This is a genomic window from Pseudothauera rhizosphaerae (genome assembly GCF_004801305.1).
In the GTDB taxonomy this organism is placed as follows: domain Bacteria; phylum Pseudomonadota; class Gammaproteobacteria; order Burkholderiales; family Rhodocyclaceae; genus Pseudothauera; species Pseudothauera rhizosphaerae.
Genome location: NZ_SSOD01000007.1, coordinates 116,337 through 133,044 on the forward strand (window position 1 = coordinate 116,337; position 16,708 = coordinate 133,044).

At 70.5% G+C, this 16,708-nt stretch carries 14 protein-coding genes; 6 read left to right on the top strand and 8 right to left on the bottom strand.

Going from position 1 to position 16,708, the window contains the following annotated elements; all coding sequences use genetic code 11:
* The first annotated feature begins 26 nt into the window (after positions 1-26).
* From zapD to E6O51_RS10585, 3 genes are all read left to right on the top strand, one after another.
* Positions 27-782, top strand: a complete 756-nt coding sequence (zapD, locus tag E6O51_RS10575) for a cell division protein ZapD (RefSeq protein ID WP_136384963.1) — start codon at positions 27-29, stop codon at positions 780-782.
* A 96-nt stretch (positions 783-878) separates the two neighbouring features.
* Positions 879-2,225 (top strand): sensor histidine kinase, encoded by a 1,347-nt coding sequence (locus E6O51_RS10580; RefSeq protein WP_136384964.1) that lies wholly within the window; start codon positions 879-881, stop codon positions 2,223-2,225.
* Entirely contained in the window at positions 2,218-3,159 is a 942-nt protein-coding gene (locus tag E6O51_RS10585) for a response regulator (RefSeq protein WP_136384965.1), read from the top strand. Before E6O51_RS10580 ends, E6O51_RS10585 begins: the two co-directional genes overlap by 8 nt.
* A gap of 14 nt (positions 3,160-3,173) precedes the next feature.
* Here E6O51_RS10585 and E6O51_RS10590 read toward each other — a convergent pair whose 3' ends face one another.
* The 3 genes from E6O51_RS10590 to E6O51_RS10600 are packed head-to-tail and all read right to left on the bottom strand — an operon-like array spanning position 3,174 to position 8,898.
* Positions 3,174-4,598: an efflux transporter outer membrane subunit gene (locus E6O51_RS10590; protein ID WP_136384966.1), complete on the bottom strand. Its 1,425-nt coding sequence runs from the start codon at positions 4,596-4,598 to the stop codon at positions 3,174-3,176.
* Positions 4,595-7,723 (bottom strand): efflux RND transporter permease subunit, encoded by a 3,129-nt coding sequence (locus E6O51_RS10595; protein ID WP_136384967.1) that lies wholly within the window; start codon positions 7,721-7,723, stop codon positions 4,595-4,597. Before E6O51_RS10595 ends, E6O51_RS10590 begins: the two co-directional genes overlap by 4 nt.
* A gap of 44 nt (positions 7,724-7,767) precedes the next feature.
* On the bottom strand, positions 7,768-8,898 hold the full coding sequence (locus tag E6O51_RS10600; RefSeq protein WP_330997912.1) for an efflux RND transporter periplasmic adaptor subunit: 1,131 nt from the start codon (positions 8,896-8,898) through the stop codon (positions 7,768-7,770).
* Between the two features lie 229 nt (positions 8,899-9,127).
* On the opposite strand from E6O51_RS10600, the gene E6O51_RS10605 reads away from it, so the two are divergent.
* Complete coding sequence (locus E6O51_RS10605) at positions 9,128-9,679, top strand: TetR/AcrR family transcriptional regulator (RefSeq protein WP_136384969.1); 552 nt, start codon at positions 9,128-9,130, stop codon at positions 9,677-9,679.
* 217 nt (positions 9,680-9,896) lie between these two features.
* On the top strand, positions 9,897-10,091 hold the full coding sequence (gene yacG, locus E6O51_RS10610; protein WP_136384970.1) for a DNA gyrase inhibitor YacG: 195 nt from the start codon (positions 9,897-9,899) through the stop codon (positions 10,089-10,091).
* A gap of 27 nt (positions 10,092-10,118) precedes the next feature.
* Here yacG and E6O51_RS10615 read toward each other — a convergent pair whose 3' ends face one another.
* Both E6O51_RS10615 and E6O51_RS10620 read right to left on the bottom strand, forming a co-directional pair.
* On the bottom strand, positions 10,119-11,063 hold the full coding sequence (locus E6O51_RS10615) for a Nudix family hydrolase (RefSeq protein WP_136384971.1): 945 nt from the start codon (positions 11,061-11,063) through the stop codon (positions 10,119-10,121).
* A gap of 4 nt (positions 11,064-11,067) precedes the next feature.
* Entirely contained in the window at positions 11,068-11,964 is an 897-nt protein-coding gene (locus E6O51_RS10620) for an ATP-binding protein (protein WP_136384972.1), read from the bottom strand.
* A 223-nt stretch (positions 11,965-12,187) separates the two neighbouring features.
* Between E6O51_RS10620 and mltA the strand changes: the two genes are divergently transcribed.
* Positions 12,188-13,432, top strand: a complete 1,245-nt coding sequence (gene mltA, locus E6O51_RS10625) for a murein transglycosylase A (protein ID WP_136384973.1) — start codon at positions 12,188-12,190, stop codon at positions 13,430-13,432.
* 53 nt (positions 13,433-13,485) lie between these two features.
* On the opposite strand, the gene E6O51_RS10630 is transcribed toward mltA, so the two are convergent.
* The 3 genes from E6O51_RS10630 to hemL are packed head-to-tail and all read right to left on the bottom strand — an operon-like array spanning position 13,486 to position 16,674.
* On the bottom strand, positions 13,486-14,205 hold the full coding sequence (locus E6O51_RS10630; protein WP_136384974.1) for a DsbC family protein: 720 nt from the start codon (positions 14,203-14,205) through the stop codon (positions 13,486-13,488).
* Between the two features lie 16 nt (positions 14,206-14,221).
* Positions 14,222-15,391, bottom strand: coding sequence for a UbiH/UbiF family hydroxylase (locus tag E6O51_RS10635; protein ID WP_136384975.1), 1,170 nt, complete (start codon positions 15,389-15,391; stop codon positions 14,222-14,224).
* Entirely contained in the window at positions 15,388-16,674 is a 1,287-nt protein-coding gene (gene hemL, locus E6O51_RS10640) for a glutamate-1-semialdehyde 2,1-aminomutase (RefSeq protein ID WP_136384976.1), read from the bottom strand. The genes E6O51_RS10635 and hemL overlap by 4 nt, the downstream gene beginning before the upstream one ends.
* Positions 16,675-16,708: the final 34 nt, after the last annotated feature.

A 16,708-nucleotide genomic window follows, 5' to 3' on the forward strand; every position in this document is an offset into this window, starting at 1 on the left:
ACGATCCTTCTTGCAGGCATTGCGCGGTGATTAGCTACGAATACCCTCTGAACGAGCGCATCCGTACGCTCCTGCGCCTGGAAGACCTCTATCGCAAGATCGAACATTTCCTGCGCGGCGAGGCGCCCCAGGACCATCACGTCGCCCTGCTCACCCTGTTCGAAGTGCTGGAAGTCGCCGGTCGCGCCGACCTCAAGGTGGACCTGGTGCAGGAACTCGAACGCCAGCGCCAGATCCTGATGGGCTTCCGCAACAACCCCGAAATCTCCGAGGAGGCGCTCTCGGGCGCGCTGTACGAAATCGAGCAGGCCTCCTCCTCGCTGCTCGCCATGGCCGGCAAGATCGGCCAGTACCTGCGCGAGAACGAATGGCTGATGGGCATCCGCAGCCGCGCCTCCATCCCTGGCGGGGTATGCCAGTTCGACGTGCCGTCCTACCACTTCTGGCTCAACCGCGACCCGGAGCACCGCCGCCGCGACCTGGAAGTCTGGCTCACGCCGATGACGCCGATCCGCGACGGCCTGCGCATCGTGCTGCGCCTGCTGCGTGCCAGCGGCCGCGCCGAGAACCAGGTCGCACGCTGCGGCACCTACCAGCTCAGCCTGGCCGGGCGCAGCGCGCAGATGCTGCGCCTCACGCTGACCCACGGCGAGGCGGTGGTGCCCGAGATCAGCGCCAACAAGTACGCGCTGAACGTCCGCTTCGTAATGCCGGAAACCCTTGCCCGTCCGCGTCTCGCCGAGCGCGACGTCCCCTTCGAGCTGACCTTCTGCAGTCTCTGAGCGGCCGCGCCCGCTCGCAAGCCCCCGCGCAACATTCCGGCAACATCGCCGTGCTGCAATGTCCCGTCATTGGTTTTGCGACGAGGACCCCGGGGCATGGCCGACATCGGCGCACTCGAACACCTGCTCAAGCCGGTGCAGGCGCTCACGCCTGACGTCAGCATAGACGAGGTCGCGCGCCGCTTTCTGCTCGACGAGCATCGCGCCTTCCTGTCGCTGCCGGTCGTGGATGCGGTGCAGCGCCCCTGCGGGCTGATCAGCCGCTACCGCCTGCAGGACATCTTCATGCGCCGCTTCGGCCGCGAGCTGTGGGGCACCCAGCCGGTCAGCAAGGTCATGAACCCGGCGCCGCTGGTGCTGCAGCTCGGCACGCCCTTCGAGACCGCCGCGGCGCAGGTCACCACGCGCCTGCAGTACCCGGTCACCGAGGACTTCATCCTCGTGGACGGCGCGGGCCGCTACCGCGGGCTGGGCACCGTGCCGCACCTGCTCAAGGCCATGGAAGCCCGCCTGCTGCAGCGCAACCAGGCCCTGCAGCACACCCTCGAAGACCTGAAGCAGTCCCAGGCGCAACTGGTGCAGTCGGAAAAGATGGCGTCCCTGGGCCAGATGGTGGCCGGCATCGCCCACGAACTGAACACGCCGCTGGGCTACGTCGGCAACAACGTGGACCTGCTGCGCGAACTGAGTGCGCCCCTGTTCGCCCTCAACGAGGCGCTGGCGCACCTGTCCGCCTATCTCGGCGACCCGGCCACCGACGAGGAGGCACTGGCGCACGCCCTGGAAGCCGCCGACGCAGCGCGCCGGGCGGTGGATGCCGGCACCCTGGCCGAGGACTTCCGCCAGTTGCTGGAGGACACCGACTACGGCCTGCGCCAGATCTCCGAACTGGTGGGCGGGCTGAAGGATTTCTCGCGCCTGGACCGCGCCCCCAGCGACGACGTGGACCTCAACGACTGCGTGCGCGCCGCGCTGCTCATCGCCCGCAACAACCTCAAGGGCCGCGTCGAGGTGCGCCAGCAACTGCAGGCGCTGCCGCCGCTGCGCTGCGCCCCGTCGCAGATCAACCAGGTGCTGCTGAACCTGCTCAACAACGCCGCCCAGGCGATGGACGGCAGCGGCATCATCCTGATCAAGAGCTGGGCGGACGAGGCGCAGGTCCATCTGTCGGTCGAGGACAACGGCAAGGGCATGACGCCCGAGGTGCTGGAGCGCATCTTCGACCCCTTCTTCACCACCAAGCCGGTGGGCGAAGGCACCGGGCTGGGCCTGTCCATCAGCTACCGCATCGTCCGCGACCACGGCGGCACGATCCGCGTCGCCTCGCGCCCGGGGCGCGGCACCCGTTTCCTGATCACCCTGCCCCTGCGGCGCGCCGCCGATGCAGCCGAGGCCGGCGCCGCGCCGGCAGCGCCACTCCAACGGGAGATCGAGCATGCCTGACACCCAGCGCCCCGTGCGCCTGATGTTCGTGGACGACGAAAGCCGCATCCTGCGCAGCCTGGCGCTGCAGTTCCGCAAGGATTACGAGGTTCTCACCGAAAGCGATCCCCACCTCGCCCTGCACCGCCTGGAACAGGAGCCCATCGACATCCTGGTGAGCGACCAGCGCATGCCGGCCATGAACGGCGCCGAACTGCTGGCCCGCGCCCGCGCCCTGCAGCCCCAGGGCATCCGCATCCTGCTCACCGGCTATTCCGATGTAGACGCCGCCATCCAGGCGCTCAACGACGGCGAAATCTTCCGCTACCTCACCAAGCCCTGGAACCCGCGCGAGATGGACGACACCATTGCCCGGGCCGCCGAACTGAGCCTGCGCCAGCGCGCCGCCCGGGCCGCACCCGCCGGCGCCGCGGCCGGGGCCGACATCCCCCACGGCATCGCCATCCTGCTGCTGGACGGCGATCCCCTCGTGGAAGCCCGCGTGCTCGAACTGTGCGCGGTGGACGGCCACCATCTGCACCGGGCGCGCCAGGTGGACGAAGCCATCGCCATCCTCAACCGCGAGCACGTGGACATCGTCATCAGCGACCTGCGCCTGGGCGAGCACGCCACCGCGCCGCTGCTCAAATCGCTGGCGCAGGTGCGCCCCCACGCGCTCACCATCGTCACCACGCCCTACCAGGACACCCAGGCCCTGCTGGCGCTGATCAACCAGGCGCAAATCTTCCGCTACGTGCTCAAGCCGGTCAGCGTCAAACTGTTCGAACGCGCGCTGCACGCGGCGGTGACCCAGAGCCGACACTGGCGCGCACGGCCCCAGGCCGTCGTCGCACGGGCCGCCGAAGCGCCGCGCGACGAGGGCGAGCGCGCCGCCGTGAATGGTCTGGTCGGCATGCTCGGACGGCTGCGCGGGCGCTTCGGCGCCCCCGTCTGAGGCACCGCCCTCCCTCATCCCCCCAGGTTCGCGGCCGACGACGCTTCCCGCGCAGCCGGCTCCAACGGGACATCGGCCAGCCACCCGCCGCCCAATGCCCTGAACAGGTCCGCCAGGGCGATCTGGCGCTGGGTGGCGACCTCGATCAGTGCGCTCTGGCTGGCGAAGTCGCTGCGCTGGGCGTCCAGGTAGCGCAGGTGGTCGTCCACCCCGGCGCGGTAGCGCGCCTCCGCCAGCCGCAGCGCCTCCCCGGTGCTACGCGCCAGCGCGCGGCGCGCCGCTTCCTCGCGGCGCAGGGTGTCGGTGGCCGCCAGGGCGTCGGAGACTTCGCGGAAGGCGGTCTGGATGGTCTGCTCGTAGCCGGCCACCGCGCTGTCCCGGCGCACCGCCGCCAGGTCCAGGTTGGCCCGGTTGCGCCCGCCGTCGAAAATCGGCAGGACGATCTGCGGGGTGAACGACCAGGCGCGCTGGCCGCCCTCGAAGAGATCGGACAGTTCCGCGCTGGAACTGCCCAGCAGCCCGGTCAACGAGATGCGCGGGAAGAAGGCCGCGCGCGCCGCGCCGATGCTGGCGTTGCGCGCGCGCAGCCGGTGTTCGGCGGCGCGGATGTCGGGGCGGTAGGCGAGCAGTTCCGCCGGCGCGCCGGCGGCGATGTCCTGCACCAGCACGGTGTCCGCGCCGGGGCGCTGCGGCGGGCGTGGGCCGGCGTCGCCCACCAGCAGTTGCAGGGCGTTGCCGGCCTGGCGGAACTCGCGGCTGATGCGTTCCAGCTCGGCGCGCGCCTGCTCGGCCAGCCCCACCGCCTCCTGGTGGTCAAGCGCGCTGGCCGTGCCGGCCTGGCGCCGCCGGGCGATCAGCGCCAGCGAGGCTTCCCGCGCGCGCAGCGTCTCGGCGGTCAGCAGATGGCGGCGCTGGGCGCCGTCGCGCGTCAGGTAGGCCTGGATGACTTCCGCGACCAGGGCGACGCGCGCCGCGCGCGCCGCCTCCTCGCTCGCCAGGTATTCCTCCAGCGCCGCCTCGGACAGATTGCGCACGCGGCCGAACAGGTCCAGCTCGAAGGCGGTCAGGCCCACGCCGGCCTGGTAGCTGCTCTGGACCTGCGAGCGGTCCGTGCCGTTCAGGTCGCCCGGCACGCGCTGGCGCGTACCCGTGCCCTGCGCGTCGAGGCCCGGCAGCCGGTCGGCGCGCTGCACGCGGTATTGCGCGCGCGCCGCCTCCACGTCCAGCAGGGTCTGGCGCAGGCCGCGGTTGTTGTTCTGCGCCAGTTCGATCAGTGCGCGCAGGGGTTCGTCGGTGACGAAGTCCTGCCACGCCAGGGCGCCCGCCGAGGCGCCTCCGGCATGCTCGCCGGCCTCGCTCCACTGTTCGGCAACGGGCGCGGCGGGGCGGCCAGCAGGCCGGAAACGGTTTTCATCGGATGGATCGTCATGGAGGTTCACTCCTCGCTCGCCCGGATGGCGGGCGCCGGCTTGCGCGAGAAGCGCGACAGCACCCAGACGAAGAAGATCGGCACGAAGATCACCCCCAGCGAGGTCGCCGTGAGCATGCCGCCGATCACGCCGGTGCCGATGGCGCGCTGGCTGGCCGCGCCGGCGCCGGTGGCGATGGCCAGCGGCACCACGCCGAGGATGAAGGCCAGCGAGGTCATGATGATGGGGCGGAAGCGCAGCCGCGCAGCCTGGATCGCGGCCTCGGCCAGCCCATGGCCCTGCGCGCGCAGGCTCTTGGCGAACTCCACGATGAGGATGGCGTTCTTCGCCGCCAGGCCGATGATGGTGATCAGGCCGACCTTGAAATACACGTCGTTGGGCATGCCCAGCAGGGTCACCATCAGCACCGCGCCGAGCGCGCCGATGGGCACGATCAGCATCACCGCGGCCGGGATGGCCCAGCTCTCGTACAAGGCCACCAGCAGCAGGAACACCACCAGGAAGGACAGGCCGAGCAGCATCGGCGCCTGCGCCCCGGCGGAACGCTCCTGGTAGGACAGGCCGGTCCATTCGTAGCCGATGCCCTCGGGCAGTTCGGCGACGATGCGCTCCAGTTCGGCCATGGCCTCGCCGGTGCTGTGGCCGGGCGCGGCGTCGCCCGCGATCTTGAAGGCCGGGTAGCCGTTGTAGCGCGAGATCTGCACGGGGCCGTTCTCCCACGCCGTGGTGGCGAAGGCGGACAGCGGCACCTGCTCGCCGCCGGCGTTGGGCACGTAGAGCTGGAGGATGCGCTCCGGCGTCATGCGGTCGCGCACGTCGGCCTGCACCACCACGCGCTGCAGGCGCCCGAGGTTGGCGAAGTCGGCCACGGTGGCCGAGCCGTAGGCGCTGGCAAGCGCCGTGCGGATGGCGCCGAAGCCCACGCCCAGGGCCTCGGCCTTCTCGCGGTCGATGTCCAGGCGCAGCTGGGGCGCGTCTTCCAGGCCCTCCATCATCGCGTAGGCGATCACCGGCGAGGTGTTGGCCTTGTACAGCAGCTGGTCGCGCGCGGCGAGCAGCGTCTCGCGGCCGACGCCGCCGCGGTCCTGCAGGCGCAGGGCGAAGCCGCTGGCGTTGCCCAGGCCGTCGATGGGCGGCGGGTCCACGGCCATCACCCGGGCGTCGGCGAGGCCGGCGAAGCGGGCGTTGAAGGCGGCCGCCTCGTCGCTGGCCGACTCGCCCCGGCCGCGCGCGGACCAGTCCTTCAGCATGGGAAAGCTCAGCCCCGCGTTCTGCCCGGTGCCGGAAAAGCTGAAGCCCATGATCATGGTGGTCGACTGCATGGTCTCGCGCGCGAGCAGCCAGTCTTCCAGTTCCTTCACCACGGCCGCGGTGCGCGCATGGGTGGCGCCCGGCGGCAGTTGCGCGTCGATGATGAAATAGCCCTGGTCCTCCACCGGCACGAAGGATTCCGGCAGGCGCAGGTAGAAGAAGCCCAGCACCGCCACGATCACGGCGTAGATCAGCATGTAGCGCCCGGTGCGCCGCAGCAGACGGGCGTTGAGCCCCCCGAAGCGCTCGACGAGGCGGCCGAAGGCGCGGTTGAAGCCGCCGAAGAAGCCGGTCTTTTCGGCGTGGTGGCCCTTGGGAATCGGCTTGAGCAGGGTGGCGCACAGCGCCGGGGTGAAGCTCAGCGCGAGGAAGCCGGAGAACAGGATGGAGACCGCCAGCGACAGCGAGAACTGGCGGTAGATCACCCCCACCGAGCCGCTCATGAAGGCCAGCGGGAAGAACACCGCCGAGAGCACCAGGGTGATGCCGACGATGGCGCCGGAGACCTGCCGCATGGCCTTGATGGTGGCCTCGCGCGGGCTCAGCCCTTCCTCGGCCATGATGCGCTCGACGTTCTCCACCACCACGATGGCGTCGTCCACCAGGATGCCGATGGCCAGCACCATGCCGAACATGGTCATCATGTTCACCGAGAAGCCCAGCGCGTACATCATCGCCAGCGTGCCGGCCAGGCACACCGGCACCACGATGGTCGGCACCAGGGTGTAGCGGAAGTTCTGCAGGAACAGGAACATCACCAGGAACACCAGCACCACGGCCTCGGCCAGGGTCATCAGCACCTTGTCGATGGCCACGTCGACGAAGCGCGAGGTGTCGTAGGGCACCGAGTATTCGATGTCGGCCGGGAAGTTCTGCGACAGTTCCGCCAGGCGCGCCTTGACCGCAGAGGCGGTGGCCAGCGCGTTGGCGCCGGGGCTGAGCTGCACCGCCGCGCCCACGGCCTGCTTGCCGTCCTTGGACAACTCGAAGTTGTAGTCCTGGCGGCCGACCTCCAGGCGCGCCACGTCGGCCAGGGTCACCCTGGAGCCGTCGGCGTTGGCGCGCAGCACGATGCGGCCGAATTCCTCCGGTGTGGCCAGCATGCCCTTGACCGCGATGGTGGCGGAAAGCTCCTGCTCCGCGCTGCCGGGCCGGCTGCCGAAGCTGCCGGCCGGCACCTGCGTGTTCTGCGCGGCGACCGCGGCATTCACGTCGGCCACCGACAGCCCGTAGCCGAGCAGCTTCTGCGGGTCGATCCACACCCGCATCGCCGCCTCGGCGCCGAAGAACTGCACCTTGCCCACGCCGGGCACGCGGCGGATCTCGTTGTTGATGTTGCGCGCGGCATAGTCGGCCAGGCCGACCACGTCGCGGCCGGCGGCGGCGTCCCTGTAGGTCAGCGCGTAGATCATCAGGAAGCCGGTGCTGGCCTGCTCGATCTGCAGGCCCTGCGTGAGCACCTCGCTGGGCAGGCGCGCCTCGGCCTTCTTGATGCGGTTCTGCACGTCCACCTGGGCCAGGTCGGGATCGGTGCCGGGCGCGAAGGTGACGGTGATCTCGCCCATGCCGGCCGAGCTGCTGGACGATTCGTAATACAGCAGGCCCTTGGCGCCGTTGAGTTCCTCCTCGATGACGCTGGTCACCGAATCGACCACGGTGGACGCCGAGGCGCCGGGATAGGTCGCCCAGATCGAAATCTGCGGCGGCGCCACCACCGGATACTGCGACACGGGCAGGGAAGGGATCGCCAGCAGGCCGGCCAGCGTGATGAAGATGGCGACCACCCAGGCGAAGTTGGGGCGGTCGATGAAGAACTTGGACATGGGGCTTTATCCTCGGCAAGCGCGCGCGGCGGCGACGCCTGGATTCAGGGGCGGGCGTCGGAAACGGGCCGGGCCGGCGCGGCCACGGCGACCTTGTCGCCGGGATTGGCGCTGCCTCCGACGATCACCCGCTCGCCGGGCCGCAGCCCTTCCACGACGTGCCAGTCCGCCCCGCGCATCGCGCCGGTGCGCACCGGCCGCGCCTCGACCACCTCGTCCACGCCCACCACCAGCACCTGCGCGGTGCCGTCGGTGCCGCGCCGCACCGCGCGCTGCGGCACCAGGATGGCCTGCGAATCGAGGCCCTGGGCGACGTGCACGCGCACGTACATGCCCGGCAGCAGCAGCGCGTCCGGGTTGGCGAACAGGCCGCGCAGCGACACCTGGCCGGTGCCGCGGTCCACGGTGACGTCGGAGAACAGCAGGCGGCCGTCGCGCCGTTCGGCGGTGCCCTCGACGGTGAGCGAGATCGGCGCGCTTTCGCCGCCGTCCCGCGCCAGCCGGCCTTCGGCCAGCGCGGCGCGCAGGCGCAGCAGGTCGGCGGCCGACTGCTTGAAATCCGCATGGATCGGGTCGAGCTGCTGGATGATGGCCAGCGGCGTGGCCTCACCCTGCCCCACCAGCGCCCCTTCGGTGACCAGGGCGCGGCCGATGCGCCCGGTGATGGGCGCGCTGACCGTGGCATAGCCCAGGTTCAGCTTCGCCGTGTCCACCTCGGCAGCGGCCGACTGGCGCGCCGCCCGCGCGCTCCTGAACGCGGCCTGGGCGGCGTCGAAGTCCTGCTGGCTGACGGCCTCGATCTCCACCAGCGGCGTGTAGCGCCGCAGTACCGCCTCGGCCTCGAACAGCGCCGCCTCGGCGCGCGCCAGTTCGCCTTCCGCACGCGCCAGCGCGGCCTTGAACGGCGCCGGGTCGATCTGGAACAGCAGTTGGCCGGCCCGGACGTCGGCGCCTTCCTCGAAATGGCGGCGGAGCACGATGCCGGCCACCCGCGCGCGCACCTCGGCCACCCGCACCGGCTCGATGCGGCCGGGCAGTTCGCTGCTCAGTTCGAAGGGCTCGGCCCGTACCGTGACCACTTCGACGGCCGGCGGCGCGGCCTCCGGCGGGCCGCCCTGCTCCGCGCCGCATCCGGCGACCAGCCCCACGGCGGCGAGCACGAGCAGTCGTTGCATTCCTGGACCCTTCATCGTCGGCACCTTTCAGCTATGGATTCGCAAAGGCGCCCATGGTGCCATGCGGAAGAAAACGAATCAATTAAGATTCATTAGGAACCACAAACATCCAAATGGCCATTTTTCGTCTATATATCGTTAAATCTCCGTGGAACTTACGATGTTGAATCCAATGTGATTCACATTTAAGATTTCGGCCCTTCCTTGTATGGAACGATGGTGAACTGCAATGGCAACCCCTGGCGTTGAAGTGGAAGACGGCCGGATACTGGCGGCACTGGCCCTGGCCCTGGTCGATCGGCCGCGGGCCTCCCTGCAGGAGCTGGCCGGTGCCATCGGCATCAGCAAGACGACGCTGTACCGCTTCTGCCGTACCCGCGAGCAATTGATCGAACGACTGATCAACCACGCCACCCAGGTGATCAGCGAAACCCTGCGCAAGGCGGAACTGGAGCAGGGGGGCCCGCTGGAAGGGCTCAGGCGCCTGCTCGCCAACAGCCTGGAACACCGCGAACTGACCGCCTTCCTGATGTACTACTGGAAGGACGCCTCGGTGACCCCCAGCGAGGAGGCCGAGTGGAATGCCACGCTCGATGCCTTTTTCCTGCGCGGGCAGCAGGCGGGCATGTTCCGCATCGACATCGCCGCGCCCGCCCTGACCGAGATCTGGGTCAACATCCTCGTCGGACTGATGGATGCCGAGCGCCGCGGCCGGGTCGCCAGGAGCGGCCTGGCGGCGCTGGTGGAACGCGCCTTCCTTTATGGCGCTGCCGCCCGGTGAGGGGCGCGGCTTTCCGCCTCAGCGTAAACGCGCGCCCGCCGGCCATGCCGCCAACGGCCGCGCAAATCCGGTACGCTCGTCACCTTCGTCCACCAACGCCGCCCTCCGCACCGAACCGAAGTGCAAGGGAAGGCCAAGCCAGGTGAAGCATGAACGTTACCGAACCGCTGACGCCCGCCCCATTCTCCACGACCGCCCGCACGGGGAGCCGGCTGCGATGAGCAACAAACCCGCACGCACGGTGAAGTGCCCCACTTGCGGCAAACAGGTGGAGTGGAAGCCGGAAAACCGCTACCGCCCGTTCTGCTCCGAACGCTGCCGGCAGATCGACCTGGGCGCCTGGGCGTCCGAGAACTACCGTGTGCCGGCCGAAGCGCCGCCGGATGCGGACAAGGACGTCCCCCGCGACTGAACCCTTGGCTCGTGCCTTGCACACAAGCTAGGCGAACGCTCCCCACACCCCGCGGATGGCCGCGATGCCGTGCGCCCCGGCGGCCCGCGCCGCCGCCATGTCGGCCGCCGTCAGGCCGCCGACGGCGAACACGGGCAGCGGCAACCCGGCCGCCAGCCGCGCAAAGCCTTCCCAGCCCAGTGCTGCCTGGCCGGGGTGGGTGGGCGTCTCGCCCACCGCCCCCAGCACCGCGTAATCCAGTTCCAGCGCCGCGGCGCGCTCCAGCTCCGCGCGCGTGTGGCAGGAAGCCCCCACCCAGGGCAGATCGGGACGCACGTCCAGCGCGGCCAGTTGCACCGCCGGCAGATGCACGCCGTCCGCGCCGCAGCGCAGCGCCAGTTGTTCATCGCCGTTGACCACGGCGAGGGCGCCGGCCGCTCGCGCACGGCGCACCGCCTCGATGGCAAAGGACTCGCGCACCGCGGCATCGAGCGCCGGCTCGCGCACCTGCACCAGGCGCAAGCCGCCGGCCAGCGCCGTATCCAGCACGGCAAGCTGCGCCTCGACACCGATCTCGCCCGCATGGGTGATGCCCATCGTACGCGGCAGGCGCAGGGCCTTCAGGATGGGGCCGTTGGCCGGCAGCATGGGGCCGACTTCCAGCCGGCCGGCGTGCTGCCAGACCAGCGCGCTGTGCACGTGGTCGTTCACTTCGCCCGACCACGCCGGCACCTCGAAGAAGTGCAGGCGCACGTGGGCATGCTCGTAGTGGTGCTCGCGCATCAGCCAGGGGTTGAGGGCCTGTACGCGGATGCCCAGTTCCTCGTCCAGCTCGCGCACCAGTGCCTGCGCCGGGGTTTCGCCCGCCTCGACCTTGCCGCCGGGAAACTCCCAGTAGCCGGGATAGAAGGTGCCGGGCGCGCGCTGACCGAGCAGGAAACTGCCGTCCGGCCGGGTGATCACGCCAGCCGCCACGTCCACGATCTTCTTCATCGCCCTAACCCCCGACGCGGCCGGCGTAGTCGCGGGCGAACTGCCAGGCCACGCGGCCGGAACGGGACCCGCGCATCAGCGCCCATTGCAGGGCTTCCTGGCGGGCGCGCTCGACGGCCTTGGGCTTGAGGCCGAAGGCGCCCAGCCAGTGGGCGACGATGGCCAGATATTCGTCCTGGTTGAAGGGGTAGAAGGACACCCACAGGCCGAAACGCTCGGACAGGGATATCTTCTCCTCGGTGGCCTCGCCCGGATGGATCTCGCCATCCACGTGGCGGGCCTGCAGGTTCTCGTCGTGGTATTCCGGCATCAGGTGGCGGCGGTTGGAGGTGGCATACACCAGCACGTTGTCGGGCACCGCCGACACGGAGCCGTCCAGCACGCTCTTCAACGCCTTGTAGGCCGCCTCGCCTTCCTCGAAGGAGAGGTCGTCGCAGAACAGGATGAAGTGCTCGGGGCGACCGGCCAGCAGGTCCACGATGTCCGGCAAATCCACCAGATCGGACTTGTCCACCTCGATCAGGCGCAGGCCCTGGGCCGCGTATTCCGCCAGCACCGCCTTGACCAGGGACGACTTGCCGGTGCCGCGGGCACCGGTCAGCAGCACGTTGTTGGCGCGCCGCCCGGCGAGGAACTGGCGGGTGTTGTCGGCGATGCGCTGCTTCTGCTCGTCGATGTCCTGCAGGTCGGCCAGGCGGATCACATGGGGATGCGCCACCGGCTGCAGCCAGGCCCGGCCGTGCCGGCGGCGCCAGCGGAAGGCGGTGGCGGCGGTCCAGTCGGGGGCTTCGGGGGTGCCCGGCAGCGTGGCCTCCAGGCGCGCGAGCACGCGCTCGGCGCGCTCGATGAGACGGGAGAAATCGGTGGAGGCGGGGATCGCCCCGGGTTGGTGCTTACTCATCTTCTGCCTGCTGGTCCTCGTCGTTGCGGCCCTTCTTCGGCCAGGTGGCCCACACGATGATGAGCACGAGTGCCAGCGCGAGGCCGGCTTCGAGAAAGATCACCCACATGGCACCACCCGTGTTCCTGTCCTGGCTGCGTCGCCGCCCCAGGTACGGGCGGCTCCCGGCCCGCCGGGTATACTGGCGGCGAGCCGCCCCGAGTGTAACCCGAAGCCCCTGCCGATGACCCCTCCCAACCTTCGGGCGCGCCGCCTGCTGGCCGGCGCGCTGTTCCTCGCCGCCGCGCTGGGCGGTTGCGCCACGCCGCCCCCCGCCCCTACCGCCGAACCGGCCGCCTGCCCGAAGCCGGCGCCGTGCCCGGCCTGTCCGGTGTGCCCCGCCGTGGAGGCGCCCGTCCCCCCGCCGCCGGCCGCCGAGCCGCTGCAGGCCGCCGACTGGTCGGCGCTCGCGGGCTGGCAGGACGACGACCACGCCGCGGCCTGGCCGGCCCTGCTTGCTTCGTGCGCGGCCCTCGGCGCGCGCGCCGAATGGCAGGCGGTGTGCGCCGCTGCCTCCGCGCAGGGCGACCGGGTGTCGCCGGCAGGCGCGCGGCAGTTCTTCGAGGCGCATTTCGTGCCCTGGGCGGTGGTCAACCCGGACGGCAGCCGCGAGGGTCTCGTCACCGGCTATTACGAACCGCTGATCAAGGGCAGCCGCAACCGCGACGAACGCTACCGCTGGCCGGTGCACGGCGTGCCGGCGGACATGCTGGCCATCGACCTGGGCGGGCAGTACCCGGAACTGAAGAACATGCGCCTGCGCGGCCGGCTGGACGGCAACCGGGTGGTGCCCTACTTCTCCCGCGGGGAGCTGGAACAGCGCGGTGACGCCCTGCCCGCCCCCGTCCTGCTGTGGGCGGAGGACGCCATCGACCTGTTCTTCCTGCACGTGCAGGGCTCGGGCCGGGTGGAACTGCCGGACGGCAGCCGGGTGCGCATCGGCTACGCGGACCAGAACGGCCATCCCTACGCCTCCATCGGCCGCTGGCTGATCGACCAGGGCGAACTGACCCGGGACAGAGCGTCCATGCAGGGCATCAAGGACTGGGCGCGGCGCAACCCCCTGCGCCTGTCGGAACTGCTCAACGCCAACCCGAGCTACGTCTTCTTCCGCGAACTGACCCAGGCCGACGGCGGGCCCATCGGCGCGCTGGGCGTGCCCCTCACCGACGAGCGCAGCGTTGCGGTGGACCCGCGCACGGTGCCGCTGGGCGCACCGGTCTTCCTGTCCACCACCTGGCCGCTTTCGGACCGTCCGCTCGAGCGGCTGATGCTGGCCCAGGATACCGGCAGCGCGATCAAAGGCGCGGTACGTGCGGACTTCTTCTGGGGCTTCGGCCCCGACGCCGGCGCGCGCGCGGGGCGCATGCGCCAGCAGGGCCGCATGTGGGTGCTGCTCCCCCGCGGCATGCAGCCGCCGCGGCCCTGAAACGACACGGGGCGCCATCGGCGCCCCGCTTTCCCGCCACGGCGTAAGAACGCTTACTTGGTGGCGACGCCGTCCAGCGCCTTCTCCAGCTCGGTGGCCGGCACGTAGCCGCCAATGCGGCTGCCGTCGGCCAGGAACATGGTGGGCGTGCCGTTGATGCGCAGCTTCCGTCCGAGGGCCACGTTGCTATCCACCACGCTGCTGTCGCAGTCGGCTGCCGCCGGCGTCTTGCCGTTCACGATCCAGTCGTTCCAGGCCCCGGCCTGGTCCTTGGCGCACCAGATGTGGCGCGATTTCTGCGTGGAATCCGGGCTCAGGATGGGGTAGAGGAAGGTGTACAGGGTGACGTTGTCCATCCTGGACAGCTCCTTGCCCAGGCGCTTGCAGTAGCCGCAGTTCGGGTCCTCGAAAGTCACCAGCACACGCTTGCCGTCGCCGCGCACCTGCTTGATGGCCTGGTCGAGGGGCAGCGTGGAGAAATCGATGGCGGAAAGCTGATTCAGCCGCGCCTGGGTGATGTCGGCGCGGGTCTTGGCGTCGATGATGCGCCCGTCGATGATGAAGCTGGCCTTGGCATCCGTATAAACCAGCTCGCCGCTCTTCAGTACGACCTCGTACAGGCTTCCGTAGGGGGTACGGCTCACGCTCTGCACGGCCGGTGCGCCGAGGAAGGCCTCGATGCCCTTCTTGACCGCCTCCTCGGACGCGTGGGCGAAACCGCCGCCGGCGAGAGCCAGGGCGAGGACGGCGGGGCGAAGCAGGGTGTGCGGCATCGAATTCTCCAGAAGTCTAGAAGCGCCCGCTGACCGCGTAGCGGACGAGGGCGTTGCGTACGACAGGCAGGGCATTGGTGAGGTTCAACCCGAGGTTGCGCGCCGCGGCGAGCAGCGGGTTGCGGGTGTTGAACAGACGATTGAGGGCATGGGTGGTGTACTGCATCAGCAGCGGCTCCTCGGCACGCGCCCGGGCATAGGCGCGCAGGGCCTGCAACTCGCCCGGATCGCGCCAGGCCGGGAGCGCACCGAGCACCTCGGCCAGCGCGCGCGCGTCCTGGAAGCCGAGATTGATGCCGTGCCCGGACAGGGGATGGATGGCGTGGGCCGCATCCCCGATCAGCGCCAGCCGCGGGGCCACCGTGCGCCCGACGCGCATCAGGCGCAAGGAGAAACCCTGGGCCGGGGTCACCAGTTCGAAGTCGCCCAGCAGCCCGCCGCCGGCTTCCGCCACGCGGGCGCACAGGGCCTCGCCGTCCAGCGCGAGCAGTTCCTGCGCCTTCGCGTCCGGTGTGGACCACACCATGGACATCAGGTTGTCCGGCAGCGGCAGCCAGGCCAGGATGCCGTCCTCGCGGAACCACTGGAAGGCGGTGTTGCGATGGGGCTTGCCGCAGCGGAAATTGGCCACCACGCCCATCTCGTCGTAGGGCGTGAAGCGGGCCTCGATGCCGGCCTGGCGGCGCACCCAGGAATTGGCGCCGTCCGCGCCCACGACCAGGCGGGCGCGCAGGCTGCGGCCGTCTTCCAGCGTCAGCACGGCACTGGCCTCGTCCAGATCGAGTGCCTGCGGCGCGGCCGGGCAGAACAGGGTGACGTTGTGCTGGCGCTTGAGGGTCTCCCACAATTCGGCCTGCATCAGGCCGGCTTCCAGGATCCAGGCCAGCTCGCCCAGGCCGCTGTCGTAGGCGGAGAAATCCAGCCGGCCGCCGGCGTCGCCGAACACCGCCATGTCGTACACCGCGCAGATGCGGTCCGCGTCCAGATGCTGCCAGGCGCCCAGGCCGCGCAGGAAGTCGGCATTGGCCGGGCTGACCGCATACACCCGCGCGTCCCAGCCCTCGGCCCGGCGCGGCGGCTGCGCTTCCACCACGGCGATGGAGAGCCGGCTCGCGCGCAGGGCCACGGCGAGGCTGGCGCCCGCCAGCCCGCCGCCGACGATGGCCAGATCGAAACGGTCGCTCATCCGGCCAGCCCGGCGAACACCTTGCGCGCGGCGGCCACGGTTTCCGCGATCTCCGCCTCGCCGTGGGCGGCGGAGACGAAGCCGGCCTCGAAGGCCGAGGGCGCGAAGTAGTGGCCGGCGTCCAGCATGGCGTGGAAGAAGCGGTTGAAGCGTTCCCGGTCGGAAGCCATCACGTCGGCAAAGGAAGCCGGCACGCCGGCGCTGAAATAGACGCCGAACATGCCGCCCACCGCGTCGGCGCTGAAGGTCACGCCGGCCTCGCGCGCAGCTCCCGCCAGCCCATCGACCAGCGCGCGGGTGCGTGCCGCCAGTTGCTCGTAGAAACCGGGTTCCCGCGTCAGGCGCAGGGAGGCGATCCCCGCGGCCACCGCCACCGGGCTGCCGGACAGGGTGCCGGCCTGGTACACCGCCCCCAGCGGGGCGATCTTCTCCATGATGTCGCGCCGGCCGCCGAAGGCGCCCACCGGCATGCCGCCGCCGATCACCTTGCCCAGCGTGGTGAGGTCCGGGGTGATGCCGTACAGCCCCTGCACGCCCTGCGGGCCGACGCGAAAACCGGTCATGACCTCGTCGAAGATCAGCACCGCGCCGTGCTCGGTGCACAAGCGGCGCAGGCCTTCCAGGAAGCCGGGCACGGGCTTGACCAGGTTCATGTTGCCGGCCACGGGCTCGACGATGATGGCGGCGATCTCGCTGCCGCGGGCCTTGAAGACTTCCTCCACGCCGGCCAGGTCGTTGTAGTCCAGCACGATGGTGTGTCTGGCGAAGTCCGCCGGCACGCCGCCCGAGGACGGGTTGCCGAAGGTCAGCAGGCCCGAGCCGGCCTTGACCAGCAGGCTGTCGGCGTGGCCGTGGTAGCAGCCCTCGAACTTGACGATGGCGTCGCGCCCGGTGAAGCCGCGGGCGAGGCGGATCGCGCTCATCGTGGCCTCGGTGCCGGAGCTGACCAGGCGCACCATCTCCACGGAGGGCAACAGCTCGCACAGCAGCTCGGCCATCTCCACCTCGGCCTCCGTGGGCGCGCCGAAGGACAGGCCGCGCAAGGCCGCCTCCCGCACCGCCTCGACGATGGCCGGATGGGCGTGGCCGGCGATGGCCGGGCCCCAGGAGCCGACGTAGTCGATGTAGGCCTTGCCATCCGCATCCCACACCCGCGCGCCCTCGGCGCGGGCCAGGAAACGCGGCGTGCCGCCCACCGAGCGGAAGGCCCGCACGGGCGAATTGACGCCGCCGGGGATGGTTCGCTGGGCACGCTGGAAGAGGGTTTCGTTGCGGCTGGTCATGGCGTTCTTGTTCGCTTGCTGAAAATGAAGGGCA

What these genes read in the sequence shown, in the direction of transcription:
- hemL (WP_136384976.1), bottom strand. Translation starts at nt 16,674, where the DNA reads ATGACCAGCCGCAACGAAACCCTCTTCCAGCGTGCCCAGCGAACCATC.
- yacG (WP_136384970.1), top strand. Translation starts at nt 9,897, where the DNA reads ATGAGCAACAAACCCGCACGCACGGTGAAGTGCCCCACTTGCGGCAAA.
- mltA (WP_136384973.1), top strand. Translation starts at nt 12,188, where the DNA reads ATGACCCCTCCCAACCTTCGGGCGCGCCGCCTGCTGGCCGGCGCGCTG.
- E6O51_RS10615 (WP_136384971.1), bottom strand. Translation starts at nt 11,063, where the DNA reads ATGAAGAAGATCGTGGACGTGGCGGCTGGCGTGATCACCCGGCCGGAC.
- E6O51_RS10605 (WP_136384969.1), top strand. Translation starts at nt 9,128, where the DNA reads ATGGCAACCCCTGGCGTTGAAGTGGAAGACGGCCGGATACTGGCGGCA.
- E6O51_RS10580 (WP_136384964.1), top strand. Translation starts at nt 879, where the DNA reads ATGGCCGACATCGGCGCACTCGAACACCTGCTCAAGCCGGTGCAGGCG.
- E6O51_RS10635 (WP_136384975.1), bottom strand. Translation starts at nt 15,391, where the DNA reads ATGAGCGACCGTTTCGATCTGGCCATCGTCGGCGGCGGGCTGGCGGGC.
- E6O51_RS10630 (WP_136384974.1), bottom strand. Translation starts at nt 14,205, where the DNA reads ATGCCGCACACCCTGCTTCGCCCCGCCGTCCTCGCCCTGGCTCTCGCC.
- E6O51_RS10585 (WP_136384965.1), top strand. Translation starts at nt 2,218, where the DNA reads ATGCCTGACACCCAGCGCCCCGTGCGCCTGATGTTCGTGGACGACGAA.
- E6O51_RS10595 (WP_136384967.1), bottom strand. Translation starts at nt 7,723, where the DNA reads ATGTCCAAGTTCTTCATCGACCGCCCCAACTTCGCCTGGGTGGTCGCC.
- E6O51_RS10600 (WP_330997912.1), bottom strand. Translation starts at nt 8,898, where the DNA reads ATGCAACGACTGCTCGTGCTCGCCGCCGTGGGGCTGGTCGCCGGATGC.
- E6O51_RS10620 (WP_136384972.1), bottom strand. Translation starts at nt 11,964, where the DNA reads ATGAGTAAGCACCAACCCGGGGCGATCCCCGCCTCCACCGATTTCTCC.